An 18,635-nucleotide genomic window follows, 5' to 3' on the forward strand; every position below is an offset into this window, starting at 1 on the left:
ACCGTGAGCGATGTCCTGATTCAGGCGCTTAGCCATCCGGCCTGCTTTGATCATCCGGTAGATAAGATCGAGGTCCATGAAACCCACATTTCATGGATCCTGTTGACCGGCGACTACGCCTACAAGATCAAGAAGCCGGTCGATCTCGGCAGCTTCCTGGATTTTTCGAGCCTCGAGAAACGCCACGCTCTCTGCGAGCAGGAAGTGCGTCTCAACCAGCGCCTGGCACCGAGCCTGTACCTGGATGTGGTGCCCATCTCAGGCTCACCGGAGGCGCCGAAGCTCAACGGTGAAGGCGCGCCTTTCGAGTATGCGGTGAAGATGCGCCAGTTCAGCAATCGCCATCTGTTCAGTATCTTGCAGAAAGATGGCGAGTTGTCGGTGGAACTGCTCGATGACCTGATCGACCAACTGGTGGATTTTCACGAGCAGGCGCAGCGAATCGAGACGTCGAGCGAACATGGCAGTGCCGAGGCGACGCAAGAGATCGTGGCCCGAGAGTTCTCATTGATCGGCGATCGTCTGCCCAGCCCGCAAGATCACCAACGGCTGGATACCCTCAGGGAACGGGTCAATGAGATGGAGGCCCGGCTGATGCCGGTGTTTGCCGAGCGCCATCGCCAGGGTTTCGTTCGCGAGACCCATGGCGATATCCACTTGGGTAACGCCGTGCGTCATCAGGGCCGAGCGCTGTTGTTCGATGGCATCGAGTTCAATGATGCCCTGCGCTGGAACGATGTCGGCTGTGATCTGGCCTTCCTGCTGATGGATCTCGAGGCTCGCGGTGAGCTGATGCTAGCGCGTCATGCGCTGAACCGTTACTTGGAACTCTCGGGTGACTACGCCCTGGTAGGGGTGCTCGACTACTACAAGATCTATCGTGCTCTGGTACGTGCCAAGGTGGCGATGCTGCGTTACGCCGAGCCCACGCTACCGGCTGACGAACGCACGTCTATCTGGTCCGAGTATCAACGCTATCTGGCATTGGCGGAAGGCTACAGTGAGTTCCGCTTTCCCTATCTGCTGATCGGTGTTGGCGTATCGGGCAGTGGCAAGAGCCGTTTCACCGGCGAAATGGTCAGACGCCTTGGCGGCGTGCGGTTGCGTTCCGATGTGGAACGCAAGCGTCTATATGGATTCGCTCCACAGGCGGATAGTCACCAGCAGGGTGTGGATATCTATACCACGGAGGCGACTGAGCGTACCTACCAGCATCTGGCACAACTAAGTGGCCTCCTTTTCGAGGCAGGTGTCTCGGTGTGTATCGATGCAACCTGTCTGAAGAGGTCACAGCGTGACTTGCTGGCTGAACAGGCCGAGGCCCGAGGCCTGGCAGTGATGACCATCAGCTTCGAGGCCGATGAAGCCACTCTGCGAGAGCGTATCGTGAAGCGGGCGCGTCGTGGGGGCGACCCCTCCGAGGCGAGCCTTTCCGTACTCGAACGACAACTTGAACACTTCGAGGCCTTCAGCAATGAAGAACGTCGGCACTTGGTTCATCTGGATACAACGGCAAGCGATGCCACAGAAACGCTGGTTGAACTGATCCAGCAGCATATGAATCAAGCCTGACCCACTGCCTCGTCAGTCACCGTATGTTTGTACATCGGGCTTACGGTGTTATGCAGTACGTTGTAATGGTTGGATTTTTTTACTTTTTCTCGGCCACCTAGCGTTCTTTTAATGCAGGGTGGCCGTTTTTTGTATCGCTGATGCATCATCGATATTTAATGACTAATAGGCTGAATTAAAAGAAGAAAATATTGGTCAGGACTATTGTGTTATTCGTGTTGTTACAAAAATGTAACGCTTTTATCGCTATGACTGCCTACCTCTTCACCCCCAGGCTAGCCTTCGCCCCTCCCCTCGCCGCCCCGTTTTTTATTTCCTGATACTTACAGTGGTTTACAAAAAGTTTCATAAAAGCTGGCACGCATTGTGCGTAGTAAATCTCGACTGCGAATGGATGACGCCAGCTTTCGACCGCAACCGGTTTACTGACGGATTACGTTTCGCAGGGAATGACAAGGGATCATATCCAGACTGGAGAAACGGTCATGAAAAATTACGTTATTGCAGGTACCTCAATGCTGGCCCTGGTAATGGCAATTTCCGTTGCACATGCCAACCCAAGCGTCGGTGTCGCCAAGGGAGAAACCAATCAGGCGGTAATCTCAGGCGCTACCGCTACCGGAGGCAGCAGCGGGAATGCTAATGGTGGCAGCGGCCTAGGTCTGGGAGCAGGCGGCGATGGCTGGGGCGGTGATGCCAACGGCGGCGATGTCGAGGCTGGAAGTGGCAAGGGTTATCAAAGCAAGGGCCGCGGCTGGGGCGGCGGTGACGACGATGGTAGCTATGGTGGTACTGGTGGTACCGGTGGCAACGGTAATGGCGCCGCTGGAACTGGCAATGGCGTTGGCGCTGCGGGCGGCTCAACCGGCCGTGGTGGTGATGCCTGGGCCTATAGCGAGTCCTTCAACACCTCTACCAGCGTGATCTCCATGCAGGAGATGAGCTCCAGTGTCACAGGTTCCACCATCAATATCACGGGCGGAGCTGGCTCGCACGGTGGCAATGGCGGCAACAGCGGGCATGCCATGGCGATGGGCATGGCCAAGGCTGGTGATGGCGGTTACGGGGACGGTGGTAAGTCCGGTGAAACCAAGGCTATCGGTGGTGATGGTGCCAAAGGTGGTGCTGGCCTTGGCGTAGGCCTTGGTCTGGGCTACGGCGAAGGTGGCGAGAGTGATGCCGATGCCGATTCCGGCGCGCTTGGTGCCGCCGGCTCGCTGGCTGGCAATAATAGTGAAGCCGCTGATGGCAATGGCGAAACACAACGGTCCTTTGGCTTTGATCCTCGTCGCCGTGGCGGATCGGGCAGTGAGGTAGACCAGTTCGCCGAAGCCAACTCTGAAGCGAACGCCACGTCCGACGCAACTGCCGGAACAGCCACAGGTGGCGCTGGCACCGGAGCAGGTACCGGTGAAGGGAATGGTACCGGTGCTGCAGGCGGGAATGGTGCCACTGCGACAGCCGATAGCGGTAACGGCGGTGCCGGCAATGGCGGCGGCGGCGGCGGTGCCACCAGTGGTGCTGTGGCAGCCTCTAGCGGCAACGGTGGGGCTGGTGGTGCTGGCGGAGCCGGCGGAGCTGCAATGTTGAGCACCGGTAATGCCAACGTCAGTGTGGCTGCCGGCAACTTTGGCGGTATTGCCAACATGAACGTCTCGACCGGGATTTATAACTCCCAAGTGGCTGGCACCAATGTGTCTGCTCACAGCAACGTCAACATCGGCAACTAACGGATACGATCAAACGACGTAATGTCGCAAAGATCTTATCCTGAGATGTGACTGTTAGGGCTGGCGGGATTGTCCCGCCAGCTTGTTGTTCATCACGAGCGTTCTCAATGGAAGGAGTGCCAGGCCATGTGTGCGATGAATATTTGCTTGCCTCGGTACAGGACCCTGTTCGTCGGTGTAGGCATGGTGATTGCCGCTGGATTAAGTCAGCCCGGTCATGCCGATTCACTGGTGGAAACACAGGGGTTTGATAACAACAAGCCTCTTGAGGTCGAGGAACTGCAAGAAGCGCGCGGTAGGGAAGGTATTAATCTAACTAACGTTCAGAGTATTCAAAACGTCGATACATCAGTCGAAACCACGCAGTTTAATGTCGGTGGGGATGTTGTGAGTGGCAACGTGAATATTGAAGCAAATTCGATGAACAGTTTTAGTGGTGTTGGAGTTTTCAATATCACCACAGGTAATGCCAATGCTGTGAGCGGTGCTGTTGGCATAAGCGTCTACATAGCCAATCCCCAGTAAAGCTGATAGTACTATTAGCGATGGTGAAATAAGGGAGCGAGTATCATGTCGATGTTATTCCGGTCAGCGATAATAACAGCCACTTTGATACTGGGGGCTCAGGCTGCCGTGGCAGGACCTGTGACAATTGCTAACCCATTCGGGTCTTTCCAAGTGAAGGCTGAGAGTCTCAATGAGCTTCGCTGGGAAAATGTGGTACGCCAACAGTATGATTTCAGCTGCGGCTCCGCTGCCGTCGCGACACTGCTAACCTACCATTATGAGCAACCCACTTCAGAAGTCGCCGTTTTCGAATCGATGATTCAGCGTGGTGATGCGGAAAAAATCCGTACCTATGGATTTTCCATGCTCGACATGAAGCAGTACTTGGATTCAAAGGGTCTTAACTCGGATGGGTTTCGTGTGAAGCTTGACGACTTCATCGGAATTGGACTGCCTGCAATAACCCTTATAAATACAGGTGGTTATAAGCACTTCGTGGTAATCAAGGGAATGGATGATGGCAACGTTCTGGTTGGGGATCCTGCGGTAGGCACGGTGGTAGTACCCAAAGAGCATTTTGAAACACTGTGGACAGGAAGCGTGCTAGGAGCACGTGAGGATATGTTGTTAGCTAAGCAGTATTTCAATAACGATCGTGATTGGCGAGTTAGACCAGAATCCCCCCTCCGACAAGGCATGCAACGCTCGACTATTGGTTCGGCTATATTATCATTGCCTGGCCGAAATGAGTTGGGCCGATAAGTGAATTAGCTGTATCAGCTTCTATTTTTCCGCGGTTTATCACTACAGGAGTGGCAAACCATGAAAGCTTTAAGGAGTACCCTAAGGAATGGCTATAGTAAGGTTCACGTAGCCAGTCTGTCCGCATTGATTCTGGCAAGCCTAGTATCCGTGCCTACTACAATAAAAGCTGAGAGCTTGATTCTTAGTGAAGCGGCCATGTCACCGCTTGATGAAGATATCTATACTCACTCTCATGCCTCCATCATCCCGCTAGATGCAATGGATGAGTTACGAGGTGGCTTCTCTATTGGCGGTGTCGATGTGGACTTTGGCGCGACACTACAAACAAAGATTGATGGCATGGTAAGAATGCAGACACAGCTGGCTTTTAATAAGGCTGGTATTAATGTTGTTTCTGAAGACGTTTATGACGCGTCACCTAATGTTACCAGTGTCAGCCCCAAAGGCACCTCTGTCACTAAAGTTGCTCCAAAGGCCTTCAACCTGGCTGGACTTTCCGACTTTACGGGTGTAGCTATTTCGGATGCGGGAAGCTTTACAGCGGCACTTCATAACATTACCCGTAAAGCCATCATTAGTGCGGTCGTAAGCAACGGTTCTGGGCAAAATATTTCTCAGAGTATTGATGTCAGTGTATCACTTAAAAATGTCGAGGCATTGCAGTCTGCAAAGGCACAGGCGGCGATCATGAGGTCTATTGGCAATTTTTAGACATTAAGCCCCGTATTCGGATTTTGTCTATCGATGGTGGTTTTAATAACTGTCGGTATTAATAAAGAGGCCCTCATTAACTGAAGGCCTCTTTTGTTATGCACTTATTTAAAAAGTCTTAAAAGACATTAAAACCGAAAGGCGTGCGAAGTGTCAGTGTTGTATCAGGCGCATCTTCGGTAATACCAAATTCCAGGTTTAAGTTTAGCGCGACATCGGGGTCTAGCTGATAAGACCAACCGAGTAGCATAGAGCCGATGTTCAGAGACTCACCTGTACGTGTAATTTTTACCCCAGTGTCAGGGTTGGTAAACTCGGTTTCAGTTTGACCGATGAAGTCATTTTTGTACCCTAGAGTAAATGATGATTTAGGGTTTATCGAGTAGGCCATACCGAAACTGACGCGAACGGCATCACCTGGGTCCACTTCGCCAATGACAGAATCACCAATTCTCTCATTGACATCATCTTTCAAGTTGAAGAGATAACCAATGTTAGCAAAGTAAATGGCAGGATCTGAGGGGAAAAGGACAGTCAAGCTAGGTTCGATGGAATGAAAACCTGAGCCTGTTGCCAGTTCTTGTTCTATGCCATCATCGGTACGGTCGATCTCGAAGGGACTCTTCCCCGTCGTTGACTTGTAACGCAGGTTACCCACGTAGAAAGGGCCACCATCGAGGTTTCTGTTGAGCTGATAATGAGCGGCGACTTCGATATCACCCAAGCCGTCACCTGAGCGAGAGTTTGTTTGATTAAAAGAGGGTTGAGCTTCTGCGATGGTGTTTGTGACCGTATCCTCGCGATACACATAGGGCACTTTGAGCTCTAGCTCCAGGCGGTTGGTAACGCCCAATCGTCCGGTCAACGAGGTCGTCCAAGTATCCCTGTCAACGTCTTCTGCGTTCAGAGCGCCTACTAGAAGCGTACTGAGTATTTCTACGCCGCGAAACGTTAGTCGATTGACACTTGAGTGAGAGTATTGAAACTCTGGCTCTAATACCAGTCGACCTTTAGGGGTCAGAACCCCACCAATATCGGGTATTGCTTGAATTTCTGGTTGCATATCCTGCGCGGGAGGTGGCTGGCCTACAGCCTCCATGCTTTCATCGTTGGATGTCTGCGCATAGGTGCTTCCCGTCGCCATCATTGTTAGCAGACCCGGTAGAACGATTGCGCTTTTGGCTATTTTTCTCATTGTCTTCCCCCTTACCCTTTGTTTTCCTTGAATACGACAACATGCTGAACACGTTCGCTATGCCGTGTCAGCTAACAAATACGGCCTATTCTCATATTTTCAGTTTGAATATTAGTAGATCCATAGCTCGCCTCAAGGGTTTTGTCGCTATAAAATATTTTTTGTAGTTAGCCAGTGGATACTTTTACCACACTGCCCTGATCAGGCAACGCATTTCTGGGAATATTTTCTTCGCTGCAATGACGAGAGATGTGATGTTTCTCCATCATCCGGTAGAGAGTGACCCGAGAAATGCCCAATTCTTTGGCCGCCTTTTGCACCTTGTGCTTATTCCTTACCAAAGCCGCATTAATGACTTCATGCTCGGCAATGTCCCTGGCCTTTTCCAGGGTAAGGGGTTCTCGCCAATCATGACTGCGTCGTTCCAGGCCCAGGTCTTCCGGTGAGATTAGACGATGCTCGCACATCACGGTAGCTCTTCTGACGCGATTGATGAGTTCTCTTACATTACCGGGCCATTGATATTGCTGCATTACTACTCTGCTATCTTGGCTGAAGCCTCGAGCCCTAGCAGCCCCTTCACTGGAAAACTGTTCGAAAAAATAATTTGCGATAAGCTCAATATCCTGGCTCCTTTCTCTTAAAGATGGCACTGAGATATGGAGTACATTTAGGCGATGGTAGAGGTCCTCTCTAAAACGCCCTTCTTCGATAGCTTTCTTTAAATCGACATGTGTGGCTGCTAGCACTCTAACATTGACGGATATTTCCGATGTATCACCTATACGCTGTATTTTATGATCTTCAAGAAATCTCAATAAGTTAACCTGCATTTCTAGCGGAAGATCGCCTATTTCATCCAAGAAAAGCGTTCCACTTTGCGTTGCTTCGATACGTCCGATTTTGCGTTTAACAGCACCTGTGAATGCGCCCTTTTCATGTCCAAAGAGTTCTGACTGAATGAGATGTGTTGGCAGTGCTCCGCAATTGACTGCATTGAATGGTCCATCGCATCGTGAAGATAGTTCGTGGATACTACGTGCTGTAAGTTCTTTTCCAGTTCCTGATTCACCATTAATAAAAACAGGCGCATCCACAGTAGCGACTTTTTGTATGGTGCTAAATAAAGACTTCATGGAACTCGCATTGCCTAGCATTTGCTTCATGCTATCGTTTTTACCTATATTTTTTCTCTCTTGCACTTTGTTCTTATTTTTCAGCGCTGACATTGCGTTACAGGAAGTTAAGGAAACAATGATGTCATCAATGGAATCACCTTCTTGATGAAAGCAATGAAGGTTACGTAATATGAAATCATCTATTTCACTGCTTTTTTCTACTGAGTATTTATCCATTACCCAACCAACCCACTCTGTTTCAGGGTAGTTGGTGATTAACATCTCGATGGAAGAAAGAACTTCTCTATCTGAGCTATAAATAGCTACTAGCCCTACTTTTGCTGCAGAAGCGTTATCCTTTTCCTTTAGGGGTAGTTTGTCGCAGGAAACCCCTATCCACCCTTTTTTTTCAAGGGTTTCAAGCATCCGCTTGATATGCGGATAGCAGTCATGGGGAAAAATGAAGAACTCAGGTGAGTTCATTCGCTACACCTTTATAGAAAGAGCAAGGAAGAGTTAGTTTTGCTACTCATTCTTCAAGACCCCGTGAGAATTTTTTTTAATGGCACCGGGGTCGTCGCAATATTCTGTCGTGCCCAGTTCATCGCTTGGATACGGTTGTGAACCTTGATTTTTTTGAAAATATTATAGAGATGCGATTTTACCGTATGCTCGCTGACAAAGAGCTTGTCGGCGATGTCGGTATTGGATGCGCCAGAGCTCAGAAGGCTGATGATCTCCATTTCACGATGTGTTAACCCGCAAACAGGCCGATATGCATTGCGCTGCTGCTGTCGATAGAAGTTGATCAGGCGGGCCATCAGTGTTCGCGACATCCATAGGTCCCCTTCTATCAGCCGACTAATCCCCTTACATGTGAGCAATAGGCTGTCGTTACGATAGAACACGCCCTGTAGATGATAGGCAGCAAGCAGATCCGCTGCATTGTCCTCATCTTTAAGGTTCAAGGCTGCCAATGTAATGGTTTCATCTTCCAGTGATAGGTTGTGCCAGAGCTGAATGGCTTCTTCGGTTACGTGGTTCGTGTCCAGCAATACGATGTTTTTAGTATTGCCCTCGGGAATGGCCTGTGCATCGGGGGCCAGAGAGGTAACCGTTTCTTCCAACTGCTCATGAATATAGTTGATGAAGAGCTGTGACTGCGGGCTGCAGTCGGTTACGAGCAGTATTGAGGTGCCTGGGTGACTCATGACCTTATCTCCGATGAAGTTTTCGTCATGCGGCGCTATCAAGCCGTATCGGACGTATTCTTGGTAATCTCAGCTAAGCGTTGACCTTTCTGCTCACTTTGTAAAGTTCCGTTACATTCTTGAGTTTTAGGTTTCAGTGAAGGTGATCTGCAGAAGCCTTTTTTTCTAAATTAATTTCTTTAATATCAATTACTTATAAGAACCCCTGCTTTTTGTCTGATAGCTCTAGATATCATTATTGAGTGAATTTTCAGCTCTCGCCACTTTTTGACGTCTAATTAGTTAATTCTTTTTAATGATTTTGCTCATGCTTTCTTTCAGCCGTGGCCGCTTCCCCGTGTGTCTCTGCCTCACGTTGAGGGGTAACATGGACTAGATTTTCTAGATGGAGTCGGATCAATGAGGACTACGCAACGTCTGGTGCTGGCCAGTGGGAATCGTGGCAAGCTGCAGGAGTTCCACCGCCTTCTGTCTCCCCTGGGGTATGCCGTTCATCCACAGAGTGAGTACGAGGTGCCTGAGGTAGAGGAAACCGGGCTCACTTTCGTTGAGAATGCACTGCTAAAGGCGCGTGAAGCATGTCGGATCAGTGGGCTGCCCGCCCTCGCCGATGATTCTGGCCTGGCGGTTGATGCATTGAATGGTGCGCCCGGCATCTATTCCGCCCGATATGCGGGTGAACCAAAGAGTGATGAGGCCAATAATCACAAGCTGATCGATGCCTTGACAGAAGTGCCTGTAGACCAGCGCACAGCACGCTATTGGTGCGTGCTGGTCTATCTGCGTCATGTTGAAGATCCCGTTCCCTTGATCGTTCAACGTAGTTGGGAAGGCGAGATTCTGACATCGGTTCGTGGAGAAGGAGGGTTTGGTTATGATCCTCTCTTCTGGTTGCCAGAATTGGGATGCTCAGCTGCTGAGCTCGATGGCGATGAGAAAAATCGGTGTAGCCACCGCGGTCTCGCCATGCAGTCACTGCTGGAGCAGCTGGCAACATGAATGTGCTCCCTCCCCTCGCGCTGTATGTCCACGTGCCCTGGTGTGTTCGCAAATGCCCGTATTGCGACTTCAATTCGCATGGCGTGGGCTATGGAGCCGAGCTTCCAGAAGCCGACTACCTGGCGGCGTTGTTGGCGGATCTTGACGCTGACTTGCCTCTGGCCGCGGGCCGAGAACTGGTCAGCATTTTCATAGGGGGTGGGACGCCAAGCCTGATGTCGGCTGATTTCTATCGGCGTTTCATTGACGAGCTCCGTCTCAGGTTGCCGTTTGCAGAAGACATCGAGATCACCCTCGAGGCGAATCCCGGGACCGTCGAGCATGACCGCTTTGAGGGGTATCGAAACGCGGGTATCAATCGGCTGTCACTGGGCATACAGAGCTTCCAGTCATCCCAGCTGGCCGCATTAGGCCGCATCCATAGCGGCGGCGATGCCCAGCATGCCTTTGAACAGGCCCGCGCCGCGGGATTTGATAATATCAACCTCGATCTCATGCATGGCCTGCCAGGGCAAGATCCTCTGTTAGCTCAGGATGATCTGCATCAGGCGCTATCCTTGGGTCCCGAGCATTTATCCTGGTATCAGCTGACGCTTGAGCCTAATACCGAATTTCATTCCCATCCTCCTACGCTTCCCGAGGAAGAAACGCTCTGGAACATCCAGGATGAGGGGCATGCAAAGCTTGAGGCAGCCGGTTATGTTCGCTATGAAATTTCGGCCTATAGCCGCCCAGGATGCGAAGCCCGCCATAATCTCAACTACTGGACCTTCGGCGATTACTTGGGCATTGGTGCCGGCGCTCACGGCAAGCTCAGTCGTCCCGGAGCACAGGGACTTGAAATCGAGCGCCGCTGGAAGAGCCGACAGCCCGAGGCTTACCTGCGTCGATTGAATGATCCACGTGGCTTCGTGGCCGGCCACCAGCGTATCCCCGAAGAGGATCTAGTGCTCGAGTTCGCGATGAATGCCCTTCGTCTGATTGATGGGGTGCCGATCGACACCTGGACACGCCATACTGGCCGTCCACTGCCCATGCTTCAGCAGCAACTGGCCGAAGCGCGAAAAAAAGGATTACTTGTGGAAGATCCCGCGCATTTGAGAGCCTCTCCACAGGGCTTGTTGTTTCTTAATGATCTCTTGGCTATGGTCGGAGACGATTAATTCTGAATGATGAGGTCGCGACCCAAAGGAGTATGAACCGCATGAGAAAATCTTTTCGCTTCGCTGTACCGCTAGCGGCTGCGCTGTTGGTGACGGGCTGTACCACCACTAATCCCAATACCGGTGAAACTCAGAGCAATCGGACAGGCACGGGCGCCGCCATTGGCGCCGCCGTGGGCGCCTTGGCCGGCATGGCAAGTGGCGATGGTGGCTCCAGCAGCCGTGACCGGGCACTGATTGGTGCGGCGGCCGGCGCTGCCGCTGGTGGCGGTATCGGGGCCTACATGGATCGTCAGGAGGCCGAGCTGCGCGAGAGCATGCAGGGGACCGGGATCGGTGTCGATCGCCAGGGCGATAACATCATCCTCAACATGCCGAGCAGCGTGACCTTCGCCTTTGACTCCAGTGACTTGACCACCGCTGCACAGACGGCACTGAATGATGTCTCCAATGTACTCCAGCAGTACCCGGAGACTCGCGTAAATATCGCCGGCCATACCGACAGCACAGGGGCGGCCGATTACAACCAGCAACTCTCCGAGCGCCGCGCTTCTGCAGTGGGTAACTATCTGGCACAAACCGGTGTTCCGGGCACTCGCCTGTCGATGACCGGCTATGGTGAAAACCAGCCTGTGGCCAGTAACGACACCGAGCAGGGCCGGGCCCAGAACCGTCGGGTCGAAATCACCCTGACCCCGATGCAACAGCAATAACGCCCATCTGACGCCTGCTCTGGTAGGCGTCACACTGACCCGCGCGCTTGCCATTAAGCTCGCGGGTCTTTTTCATGGATCCCACTATGCTTGCCTATCAGCATGCTTACCATGCCGGTAATTTTGCCGACGTTCATAAGCACCTGACGCTCTTTGCCGTAACACGCCACATGTTACGTAAAGAATCTCCCATTACGTATATGGATACGCATGCCGGTCGCGGGTGTTATCCCCTGAACGCCGAGGAAACCCGCAAGCTCGAAGAGTACCGTCGTGGAGTAGCGCCGCTCTGGGACGCGCGTGAGACACTGTGCAAGACTGATGCGGTGCTTGGGGAATGGCTCAATGCACTTGATCGGGCTCAGCACGAGGTAAGCCCCGGGAGTGAGCCGCGGCTCTCGGTCTATCCAGGTTCGCCCTGGTGGCTCACGCAGGCATTGCGCCCGCAGGATCGGCTTAGCCTCTTCGAGCTCCACCCAAAAGAGCATGATCATCTCAGTGGACAGGCGTTGCCTGACAATGCGCGACGGATCCACGGCGATGGTCTGGACGGGCTCAGAAAGCGGCTACCGGTGACCACGCCACGCCTTTGTGTGCTTATCGACCCAAGTTACGAGCGCAAGGAGGAATATGCCGAGGTAGCCGCCACGCTTGCCGAAGTGAGCCGCAAGGCCCGCCATGCAGTGGTGATGATCTGGTACCCATTGCTACCGGCGGGGCGCCATCAGGGCTTGCTCGATGAAGTGAAGCGGTCCGGAATACGCAAGTTATGGCGCAGCGAGTTCATTCTCCAGGATCCCGGTGCGACATCCCATGGCATGTATGGAAGCGGCATGCTGGTGATGAATCCCCCCTGGGGCCTCGATGACATATTGAATCAGACAATGCCACTGATTCGTCACCGTCTCGCTCCCGAAGGGCGTCATGAGAGCGACTGGTGGGTTGGTGAGTAAGTGGTCACTTACATTGTGGGAGCACGGAAAGGCCAGCGGTTCACTCGCATTGAAGGTGGGTGAACCCAGTCCCCGACATCATCGCAGAGAAGGTGCTGCCGGGGGGCCAGACTGGAAGCAGGTCATCCCGAGCCGTTATTTACCGATGCAGAAACTGCCAAAAATTTCGCCAAGCAAGTCGTCGGCAGTGAATTCGCCGGTAATCTCGCCCAACGACTGCTGAGCGTCACGAAGGTCTTCGGCCAATAGTTCTCCTGCCCCAAAGCCCGCCAGCTGAGCCTCGCCATTCTCAAGCGCCGAGGTCGCGCGATCCAGAGCATCCAGGTGGCGGCGACGGGCTGAAAAGCGGCCTTCAGTGGTGGCAGAAAACCCCATTATCGTCTTCAAGTGCTCTTTCAGGTTATCCACACCCCCTCCGGTCTTGGCCGAGAGGCGTACGACCGGCGTGGCTGTGGATAAGTCGATCCCGGGCGTTTCCTGGCTGGTATCAACCTTGTTGCGTACCAGGGTCAGTCGAGAGGGGTCGGCGAGACGGGCGACGAATTCCGGCCAGATGGCCATCGGGTCGGTAGCATCGCTCTCGCCGGCATCAACCATCAACAGTACGCGATCGGCCTTCTCGATCTCCGCCCAGGCACGGGCAACCCCAATCTGTTCGACGGCATCCGGCGTATCGCGAAGCCCCGCGGTATCGATCACGTGTAGCGGCATGCCGTCCAGATGAATATGCTCGCGCAGCACGTCTCGGGTCGTGCCCTCGATATCGGTGACGATTGCCGTATCCTGCTCGGTCAGGGCATTAAGCAGGCTCGACTTGCCGGCGTTGGGTCGACCGGCGATCACCACGCTCATGCCCTCGCGCATCAGCGCACCCTGGCCGGCACTGGCCCTTACCCTGGCAAGCTCTTCCTTGACCGAGGTAAGCATCGACGCGACCTTGCCATCGGCCAGGAAATCGATTTCCTCTTCAGGGAAATCGATAGCGGCCTCAACGTATATTCGCAACTCAATCAGCCGTTGAACGAGCGCGTCGACGCGGGTCGAGAATTCACCCTGCAGCGAGCGCAGGGCGTTCTCGGCGGCGCTTCGTGAGCTGGCATCGATCAGATCGGCGATGGCCTCGGCTTGCGCCAGGTCCAGTTTATCGTTTAGGAAGGCGCGCTCCGAGAATTCGCCGGGGCGGGCTAACCGAGCGCCTTGCTGAACGCAGCATTCGAGCAGCAGATCCATGATCACCGGGCCACCATGACCCTGCAGCTCCAGCACATCTTCGCCGGTGAAAGAGTGCGGGTCGTTGAAATACAGCGCCACACCCTCGTCTATTACCCCATTTTGGCCTTTGAACGGCCCGTAGTGCGCCTGGCGTGGATGGGGCAGGGTGTTGAGCATGTATCGAGCTATCGCGGCACACAGCGGACCAGAGACGCGAACAATGCCCACCCCTCCGCGACCCGGCGGGGTGGCGAGAGCAACGATGGTGTCCTGAGTATAGAGACGAGGGGTGGCCATGATGACTCCGGTGAAAGACTCAGTGAATTGTCCCGTGACGGGGGCAGAAACGCCAGACCCCCGCCGAGGCGGGGGTCTGGGAGCGTGGCGATGACCAGGATCAGCCTTTGGTCTTCATACCCTTACCAACGCTTGGGTCGTTCTCGATGTTCCGCGTGATGAACCACTGCTGCAGGATCGAGATGGTGTTGTTGACCACCCAGTAGATCACCAGGCCGGCCGGGAACCACAAGAAGAAGAACGTGAAGATCACCGGCAGCATCTTCATGATCTTGGCCTGTGTCGGATCCGGCGGTGTCGGGTTGAGCAGCTGCTGCACGAACATGGACGCGCCCATCAGGATCGGCAGGATGAAGTAGGGATCCTTAACCGACAGATCCTCTATCCAGAGCATGAAGGGCGCATGGCGAAGCTCGACAGACTCCATCAACATCCAGTAAAGCGCGATGAACACCGGCATCTGGATCAGGATCGGCAGACAGCCCCCCAGCGGATTGATCTTCTCCTTCTGGTAGAACTTCATCATCTCCTGGGACATCTTCTGGCGATCATCGCCAAACTGTTCCTTGAGACGCTGCATCTCTGGACCCAGCTTGCGCATGCGGGCCATCGACTTGTAGGCCTTGGCAGACAGCGGGAACAGCACCAGCTTGACCACGATGGTCAGTACCACGATCGACCAGCCCCAGTTGCCAAGCAGGTCATGGATATGGTCGAGCAACCAGAACAGCGGATTGGCCAGGAACCACAGCCAGCCGAAGTCCACCGTCAGCTCTAGGTGCGGGGCCACAGCCTCAAGCCGCTCCTGTACCTTGGGCCCCATGTAGACAGTCGCACCGAGTGCGGCTTCACCGCCCGGTGCCAGGGTCTGCAGCGGGCTCGCGAAGGCGGCGACATTGCGTTCACGAGAGTCGGTCGCAGCGTAGTAGAGGTTCTGCTGGTTCTGCTCGGGAGCCCAGGCCGTGGTGAAGTAATGCTGGATCATGGCAACCCAGCCGCCCTCGACATCACGGTTGTTGAAGCTGCCTTCCTGAATCTCCTCGAAGTCCACCTTCTGGTAGTGGTTCTCCGGTGAGGAGTAGGCCGCCCCCATAAAGGACTGCATACCGAGTCCGGAACCGGTGCTCGGGTCGGCGCTGTTGTCTCGAGCCAACTGACCAATGAAGCGAGCGCTGACGGGCTCATCACGCGCGTTGTTGAGGAAGTAGTTGACCTCGACAGCGTAAGTGTCGCGCTCGAAGGTCAGGCGTTTCGTAACGTTCACGCCATTGACCTCAGCATCCAGCTCGACAGCAAGGCTGTCTTCGCCTTCGTTCAATTGATACTCGGCCTGGCTTGGCGTGAAGGCAATCCTGCCTTCGTGTCCTTCGAGCTGCAGGCCCGACTTGGCGACGAAGCTGCGGTTTCCATTGTCGGATAGCAATACGAAGGGCTGATCAGAGTTGTTGGTCAGCTTATGGTCGAGCAGGGCCGCATAGACGATATCACCGCCTTGCGGATCGATGCGTACGTCAAGCACGTCGGTGGTGACAGCGACCAGCGCGCGGCTGTTGCTTTGCGCGCCCGGGGTGCTCATGTCACCGCCGAGATCCGATGCTGCATTCTGACCGGATGTGGTGGGTGCCGATAGGCCCGACGTTTCATCACGGGCAGCTTGCTCGGTGGGCTGGCCACTGTTGGCGACCGTAGGCGCCTGGGTTTCAGTGGTGATCTGGCCATAGTCTTGGTTCCACTGTACGACCAGCAGATAGGCCAGGACGGCGAGGGGGATCAGCAATAGGAGTCGTTTTACGTCCATGAGGGTCCTGCCCGATGGAAAATGAACATTCTGCAGTGCAGCGATTGTTGCCCCGTGAATACACACAAAAGCCTGCCAGGGGCAGGCTTTGAGGATCGCCGGTGCGCCCGATCAGGGCGACGAGGTCGACTGCTTGCGAACGTCTTTTTCCAGACGCCGCCACATGCCATGAAGCTGGCGATGCAGAGTGTCATTATCCAGCTCATGAACGCCACGCCGGGCCAGGACAATGATATCCACGGCAGGTAGGCGATGCTGCTGGTGACGAATGGATTCACGCACGAGGCGCTTAAGACGGTTGCGGTCGACGGCTCGACGCACGGTCTTCTTGCTGAACACCATGCCGACTCTTGGGTGACCCAGCGGGTTGGTGCAGGCCAGAGCCAGCATCCCCTTGCCGTGAACCTTGAGTGATGCATGGTCGAAGACGTGTCGATAATCCCCGGCGTTCAGCAGGCGCAGCGACCGGGGAAAATCCTGATGGGGCAAGTGCAATCTGAGATCACGCGCTCAGACGCTTGCGACCCTTGGCACGGCGGCGTGCGATAACGGCGCGACCATTCTTGGTGGCCATGCGTGCACGGAAGCCATGGTTACGCTTGCGCTTGAGAACGCTCGGCTGAAAAGTGCGTTTCATAACTATTGATTCCCACGTGGTTAATTGGACATGACGTCAAATTGGCGAAGCCCTGGCTCCGACGGGGAACCCGGGTAGATTCGGCTCAAGACCGGGAATTCTAGTGAATTCGCCGCCGCGGTGCAATTTTTCCGGCGATCTCGAGCGGTTTTTTCGCGTCGCCATCGAAGCTGAGGCCAAGCATGGTGCGCCAGTCCTGCCTTAGTCATCAACCGCGATCTTCTTTAATAACTATTATTAGGTTCTCTTACTGATGTTGTTATTAATGGTGGGGACAATATTTGTGGATAAGTCATTATAAACCATCTATTACAACTTATTATCGTGACGACAAGCTTGTGGGAAAGCGGTCAACCTCATGCGTGCATTCGGGGGATAAGCTGCTGACAGAATTACCACCTGTCCACAGCACGATGGTACTCCCCGTTTTGCACAGTGTTTCTTAAGGGAGCAACCGCAAGGTTGTCCACAGGGCGAAATCGATACGCCGTCATGTGGATAACCTAGTCCTCGGACGATACAATGCGTGTCTTTCGTCAACCGGTTGGTGAGGTCGCGTGTCTGTCGCTCTTTGGCAACAATGTCTGGATTACCTGCAGGACGAACTGAGCTCCCAGCAGTTCAACACCTGGATCCGTCCCTTGCAGGCGGAGGATGGAGAGTCCAACGAGCTTTGCCTGTTGGCACCCAATCGCTTCGTGCGTGACTGGGTCAGTGACAAATACGCCAAGCGTATTAATGAACTCATGCGTGAGTTGTCACCGGCGAAGCCACCTAAGGTGTCGCTGACGGTCGGTAGCCGACGTGCGGCGCCGGCCCCCCAGCCGCGCGACCTGGGTACGCCAGTTTCCGCTGGTTCGCGTCAGGAGCCTGCCTCGCCCGCGGTGCATACACCGCCGCGGGGTGATTTCGCCGACGAGCGTGAGATCGACCGCATGCGAGACGAGGGGCCAAAGCGGCCCGCCGGTAATTCGCGTCAGGTACAGGTCGAGGGTGGCCTCAAGCATCAGACTGGCTTGAATCCCAACTTCACCTTCGAGACCTTTGTCGAGGGTAAATCGAACCAGCTGGCCAGAGCCGCTTCTCGCCAGGTATCGGAAAACCCCGGTGGCGCCTATAACCCACTGTTCCTGTACGGCGGCGTAGGTCTGGGTAAGACGCACTTGATGCACGCGGTGGGTAACCAGCTGGCCGGGCGGAGCGAGAATGCCAAGGTGGTCTATCTGCACTCCGAGCGCTTCGTGGCCGACATGGTCAAGGCACTGCAGCTTAATGCCATCAATGATTTCAAGCGCTTCTATCGCAGCGTCGATGCGCTGCTGATCGATGATATTCAGTTCTTCGCGGGTAAGGAGCGCTCTCAGGAAGAGTTCTTCCATACCTTCAATGCGCTGCTCGAAGGCGGTCAGCAGATGATCCTGACGTCGGATCGTTATCCCAAGGAAATCAGTGGGGTAGAGGAGCGGCTGAAGTCACGTTTTGGCTGGGGACTGACGGTTGCCATCGAACCGCCGGAGCTTGAGACGCGGGTCGCGATCCTGATGAAGAAGGCCGACCAGGCCAAGGTCGACCTGCCTCATGATGCGGCCTTCTTCATTGCCCAGAAGATTCGCTCCAACGTTCGCGAGCTCGAAGGGGCGCTCAAGAAGGTCATCGCGGACTCCCACTTCATGGGCAAGACGATCACCCAGGATTTCATCCGTGAGTCCCTGAAGGATCTGTTGGCCCTGCAGGACAAGCAGGTGGGGGTGGATAACATTCAGCGCACCGTCGCCGAGTACTACAAGATCAAACTGTCTGATCTGCTCTCCAAGCGCCGCTCGCGGTCGGTGGCGCGTCCCCGTCAGGTGGCCATGGCACTGGCCAAGGAGCTCACCAATCACAGCCTACCGGAAATTGGTGATGCCTTTGGCGGGCGTGATCATACGACGGTGCTGCATGCTTGCCGCAAGGTGCAGGCGTTGCAGGAAGAGAACGCGGATATCCGCGAAGATTACAAGAACCTGTTGCGTCTGCTGACCAGCTGATGGCCGCCGACCGGTTAGCCTCGCATC

Annotated in this window: 17 protein-coding genes; 10 read left to right on the plus strand and 7 right to left on the minus strand. The window is 54.3% G+C overall.

All coding sequences use genetic code 11. The features are described from left to right. The first annotated feature begins 3 nt into the window (after positions 1-3). From ETC27_RS09335 to ETC27_RS09355, 5 genes are all read left to right on the plus strand, one after another. Positions 4-1,572 carry a bifunctional aminoglycoside phosphotransferase/ATP-binding protein gene (locus tag ETC27_RS09335; RefSeq protein WP_136254728.1) on the plus strand — a complete coding sequence of 523 codons (1,569 nt, stop codon included), beginning with the start codon at positions 4-6 and terminating at the stop codon, positions 1,570-1,572. 485 nt (positions 1,573-2,057) lie between these two features. Then, positions 2,058-3,302, plus strand: coding sequence for a hypothetical protein (locus ETC27_RS09340; RefSeq protein ID WP_136254729.1), 1,245 nt, complete (start codon positions 2,058-2,060; stop codon positions 3,300-3,302). 126 nt (positions 3,303-3,428) lie between these two features. Beyond that, positions 3,429-3,827, plus strand: a complete 399-nt coding sequence (locus ETC27_RS09345; RefSeq protein ID WP_136254730.1) for a hypothetical protein — start codon at positions 3,429-3,431, stop codon at positions 3,825-3,827. A gap of 45 nt (positions 3,828-3,872) precedes the next feature. Continuing rightward, positions 3,873-4,571 carry a C39 family peptidase gene (locus ETC27_RS09350; protein ID WP_205742718.1) on the plus strand — a complete coding sequence of 233 codons (699 nt, stop codon included), beginning with the start codon at positions 3,873-3,875 and terminating at the stop codon, positions 4,569-4,571. 60 nt (positions 4,572-4,631) lie between these two features. Beyond that, positions 4,632-5,285: a hypothetical protein gene (locus ETC27_RS09355; RefSeq protein ID WP_136254731.1), complete on the plus strand. Its 654-nt coding sequence runs from the start codon at positions 4,632-4,634 to the stop codon at positions 5,283-5,285. A 118-nt stretch (positions 5,286-5,403) separates the two neighbouring features. Here the strand turns inward: ETC27_RS09355 and ETC27_RS09360 are convergent, their stop codons facing one another. The 3 genes from ETC27_RS09360 to ETC27_RS09370 all read right to left on the minus strand — a co-directional run bounded on the left by ETC27_RS09360 (position 5,404) and on the right by ETC27_RS09370 (position 8,809). Then, a complete protein-coding gene (locus ETC27_RS09360) occupies positions 5,404-6,480 on the minus strand; it encodes a transporter (RefSeq protein WP_136254732.1) in 1,077 nt (358 codons plus the stop codon). A gap of 167 nt (positions 6,481-6,647) precedes the next feature. Then, a complete protein-coding gene (locus tag ETC27_RS09365; RefSeq protein WP_240724865.1) occupies positions 6,648-8,081 on the minus strand; it encodes a sigma-54 interaction domain-containing protein in 1,434 nt (477 codons plus the stop codon). Between the two features lie 53 nt (positions 8,082-8,134). Continuing rightward, positions 8,135-8,809: a LuxR C-terminal-related transcriptional regulator gene (locus tag ETC27_RS09370; RefSeq protein ID WP_136254733.1), complete on the minus strand. Its 675-nt coding sequence runs from the start codon at positions 8,807-8,809 to the stop codon at positions 8,135-8,137. Between the two features lie 399 nt (positions 8,810-9,208). Between ETC27_RS09370 and rdgB the strand changes: the two genes are divergently transcribed. From rdgB to ETC27_RS09390, 4 genes are all read left to right on the plus strand, one after another. After that, entirely contained in the window at positions 9,209-9,808 is a 600-nt protein-coding gene (gene rdgB / locus ETC27_RS09375) for an RdgB/HAM1 family non-canonical purine NTP pyrophosphatase (protein WP_136254734.1), read from the plus strand. Beyond that, positions 9,805-10,971: a radical SAM family heme chaperone HemW gene (gene hemW, locus ETC27_RS09380; RefSeq protein ID WP_136254735.1), complete on the plus strand. Its 1,167-nt coding sequence runs from the start codon at positions 9,805-9,807 to the stop codon at positions 10,969-10,971. The genes rdgB and hemW overlap by 4 nt, the downstream gene beginning before the upstream one ends. A 41-nt stretch (positions 10,972-11,012) precedes the next feature. After that, positions 11,013-11,684 carry a YiaD family glycine zipper/OmpA-like lipoprotein gene (locus tag ETC27_RS09385; protein WP_136254736.1) on the plus strand — a complete coding sequence of 224 codons (672 nt, stop codon included), beginning with the start codon at positions 11,013-11,015 and terminating at the stop codon, positions 11,682-11,684. 86 nt (positions 11,685-11,770) lie between these two features. Further along, positions 11,771-12,637 (plus strand): 23S rRNA (adenine(2030)-N(6))-methyltransferase RlmJ, encoded by an 867-nt coding sequence (locus ETC27_RS09390; protein WP_136254922.1) that lies wholly within the window; start codon positions 11,771-11,773, stop codon positions 12,635-12,637. Positions 12,638-12,772: 135 nt separating this feature from the next. Here the strand turns inward: ETC27_RS09390 and mnmE are convergent, their stop codons facing one another. The 4 genes from mnmE to rpmH all read right to left on the minus strand — a co-directional run bounded on the left by mnmE (position 12,773) and on the right by rpmH (position 16,581). Beyond that, entirely contained in the window at positions 12,773-14,146 is a 1,374-nt protein-coding gene (gene mnmE / locus ETC27_RS09395) for a tRNA uridine-5-carboxymethylaminomethyl(34) synthesis GTPase MnmE (protein ID WP_136254737.1), read from the minus strand. 100 nt (positions 14,147-14,246) lie between these two features. After that, positions 14,247-15,944 carry a membrane protein insertase YidC gene (yidC, locus tag ETC27_RS09400; protein ID WP_136254738.1) on the minus strand — a complete coding sequence of 566 codons (1,698 nt, stop codon included), beginning with the start codon at positions 15,942-15,944 and terminating at the stop codon, positions 14,247-14,249. Positions 15,945-16,055: 111 nt separating this feature from the next. After that, on the minus strand, positions 16,056-16,433 hold the full coding sequence (rnpA, locus tag ETC27_RS09405; protein WP_136254739.1) for a ribonuclease P protein component: 378 nt from the start codon (positions 16,431-16,433) through the stop codon (positions 16,056-16,058). A gap of 13 nt (positions 16,434-16,446) precedes the next feature. After that, positions 16,447-16,581, minus strand: coding sequence for a 50S ribosomal protein L34 (gene rpmH / locus ETC27_RS09410; RefSeq protein WP_136254740.1), 135 nt, complete (start codon positions 16,579-16,581; stop codon positions 16,447-16,449). A gap of 557 nt (positions 16,582-17,138) precedes the next feature. Between rpmH and dnaA the strand changes: the two genes are divergently transcribed. Continuing rightward, the gene (dnaA, locus tag ETC27_RS09415; protein WP_136254741.1) at positions 17,139-18,608 is read left to right on the plus strand and encodes a chromosomal replication initiator protein DnaA; all 1,470 of its coding nucleotides are present in this window, start codon (positions 17,139-17,141) and stop codon (positions 18,606-18,608) included. The last annotated feature ends 27 nt before the right edge of the window (positions 18,609-18,635 follow it).

Origin of the sequence: Onishia niordana (assembly GCF_004798965.1) — a bacterium.
GTDB classification, from domain to species: Bacteria; Pseudomonadota; Gammaproteobacteria; order Pseudomonadales; family Halomonadaceae; genus Onishia; species Onishia niordana.

Excerpts from the sequence above, each read along its gene's own strand:
- hemW (WP_136254735.1), top strand. The coding sequence starts at position 9,805 with ATGAATGTGCTCCCTCCCCTCGCGCTGTATGTCCACGTGCCCTGGTGT.
- ETC27_RS09340 (WP_136254729.1), top strand. The coding sequence starts at position 2,058 with ATGAAAAATTACGTTATTGCAGGTACCTCAATGCTGGCCCTGGTAATG.
- ETC27_RS09390 (WP_136254922.1), top strand. The coding sequence starts at position 11,771 with ATGCTTGCCTATCAGCATGCTTACCATGCCGGTAATTTTGCCGACGTT.
- mnmE (WP_136254737.1), bottom strand. The coding sequence starts at position 14,146 with ATGGCCACCCCTCGTCTCTATACTCAGGACACCATCGTTGCTCTCGCC.
- ETC27_RS09385 (WP_136254736.1), top strand. The coding sequence starts at position 11,013 with ATGAGAAAATCTTTTCGCTTCGCTGTACCGCTAGCGGCTGCGCTGTTG.
- ETC27_RS09350 (WP_205742718.1), top strand. The coding sequence starts at position 3,873 with ATGTCGATGTTATTCCGGTCAGCGATAATAACAGCCACTTTGATACTG.
- ETC27_RS09370 (WP_136254733.1), bottom strand. The coding sequence starts at position 8,809 with ATGAGTCACCCAGGCACCTCAATACTGCTCGTAACCGACTGCAGCCCG.
- rpmH (WP_136254740.1), bottom strand. The coding sequence starts at position 16,581 with ATGAAACGCACTTTTCAGCCGAGCGTTCTCAAGCGCAAGCGTAACCAT.
- rdgB (WP_136254734.1), top strand. The coding sequence starts at position 9,209 with ATGAGGACTACGCAACGTCTGGTGCTGGCCAGTGGGAATCGTGGCAAG.
- ETC27_RS09365 (WP_240724865.1), bottom strand. The coding sequence starts at position 8,081 with ATGAACTCACCTGAGTTCTTCATTTTTCCCCATGACTGCTATCCGCAT.
- ETC27_RS09355 (WP_136254731.1), top strand. The coding sequence starts at position 4,632 with ATGAAAGCTTTAAGGAGTACCCTAAGGAATGGCTATAGTAAGGTTCAC.
- yidC (WP_136254738.1), bottom strand. The coding sequence starts at position 15,944 with ATGGACGTAAAACGACTCCTATTGCTGATCCCCCTCGCCGTCCTGGCC.
- ETC27_RS09360 (WP_136254732.1), bottom strand. The coding sequence starts at position 6,480 with ATGAGAAAAATAGCCAAAAGCGCAATCGTTCTACCGGGTCTGCTAACA.
- ETC27_RS09345 (WP_136254730.1), top strand. The coding sequence starts at position 3,429 with ATGTGTGCGATGAATATTTGCTTGCCTCGGTACAGGACCCTGTTCGTC.